The organism is Clostridium sp. CCUG 7971 (assembly GCF_017590215.1).
Classification (GTDB): Bacteria; Bacillota; Clostridia; order Peptostreptococcales; family Peptostreptococcaceae; genus Faecalimicrobium.
In genome coordinates, this window is sequence record NZ_JAFFPK010000160.1 from 1 (window position 1) to 1696 (window position 1696).

The 1696-nt window shown below is 25.3% G+C and carries 2 protein-coding genes; both read right to left on the minus strand.

Annotated elements, in window-relative coordinates; genetic code table 11:
- The coding region (locus JWF52_RS17240; protein WP_208334727.1) for a hypothetical protein at positions 1 to 324 on the minus strand (324 nt) is incomplete at its 3' end.
- A gap of 245 nt (positions 325 to 569) precedes the next feature.
- Positions 570 to 1397 carry a YihY/virulence factor BrkB family protein gene (locus JWF52_RS17245; protein ID WP_208334728.1) on the minus strand — a complete coding sequence of 276 codons (828 nt, stop codon included), beginning with the start codon at positions 1395 to 1397 and terminating at the stop codon, positions 570 to 572.
- Positions 1398 to 1696: the final 299 nt, after the last annotated feature.

Consider the following 1696-nt stretch of genomic DNA (forward strand, 5'->3'; position numbering starts at 1 on the left):
GCAACAGCAGTCATGATTCCAATCTTTCTTGCAACAACAGTCATGATTCCTATCTCTATTGCAACAACAGTCATGTTTTTTATGTTCACGTTGATTATTGAAATCTCTATCATTTTCATTAAAATAGTCTTCAGTTCCTAATACATAGTCTTCATTCATATAATCTCCATTATACATATTGTTTTGACTTAATAGGTTATTTTGATTATATGCTTGCCAATACTCTTCTCTCATAGCTTCCATTTCTCTTTGATCTATATAATTATTATTGTTATTACCTGACATTATCCCTCTTCTTGATTCACAACCAAAATTTCTATTCATAATGATACATCTCCATTTAATAATATTGTATGAGAAATTTCTCTCATACAATATACTATGGAAATAATCGGTTATAAGTTACATTCTTTTTCTTTTTTCTACATTTTATTTTTATTTTTTACTTTTTTCACAATCACTTTATAATCCAGTACAAAACTTTTGATGCTTCTAAAAATATATATCTTTGATATATTATCTTGAAATCACATTGAACTAAATTTACAGGTATTATTTCTCTATCTCATTTATCTATTCTTTCTTCTAAAATATAACCTCGCGTTTATTTCAGATCCAATTAATATAGCCCAGCTACTTAAATAAATCCATGTTATAAGTACAATTATTCCACCTATACTTCCGTATATAACCTCATAATTTGCAAAATAATTTGAATAATAAGAGTAAAAAAATGATACTAAAATCCATCCAAATGTAGCAATTATGGCACCTGGAATAGATTCTCTTGTACTTAACTTTTGGTTTGGAGTATGTTTATATAAATTCATAAGTATTAAGATTATAGTTATTATTCCTATTGTATATCTACATACATCCCATATATTAATAAATATATTATCTAAACCTATAAGATCGAATAAAAAGTATCCTATTTTTTCTCCATAAACTAAAAATATCATTGATGAAAAAATCAAAAGTAAAAGACCAACAGTAAACAACAGACCTATTATAAATACCTTTATATATGATCTTGTTTCTTTTACTCTATAAGACTTATTAGCCCCCCTTATTATAGCTCTTACAGCTCTTGATGATGTCCACACTGTAAGAAAAAAACTCATTATAATAAAACTTATACTTTTGCTGCTTCTCGCTGAATTTATGATTGATAATACTATTACAAATGCACTTTCAGGCATTATATTTTCAACTAAACCTATATATTTATTTAAATGTAGTATTGGTATATACACTATACTACTTATGGTAAACATCAAAAATGGAAAGAGAGATAGAAGTAAATAAAAAGACATTTCGGCTGCCTTTGAATTTATTTCACTATAATTAGATTCTTGTATTATATTTTTAATATTTTGTTTATCTACCTTTACCATGAGATTCCTCCTTTCTTAGATGTTTGCCTTATATTTTTAATAAGTATTCGTAAATAATTATGATTAACATCTTTTATATATGATAGTTTTATACTAAGGTTATATGTCCTTTTTATATTAATATATAGTTTTAATATAAAAAGGATATAACTTAAGTTATATCCTTTTTATATTTTACATTAACTTTTCTATAGTGTTCTCTATATAAGTTTTTATTCCTTTTATTTTCTCATCTGATATACTTTCATCTTCACCTTTCACTGCTATATAAAATTTAAGCTTAGGCTCTGTACCTGAAG

What these genes read in the sequence shown, in the direction of transcription:
- JWF52_RS17245 (WP_208334728.1), bottom strand. Translation starts at nt 1,397, where the DNA reads ATGGTAAAGGTAGATAAACAAAATATTAAAAATATAATACAAGAATCT.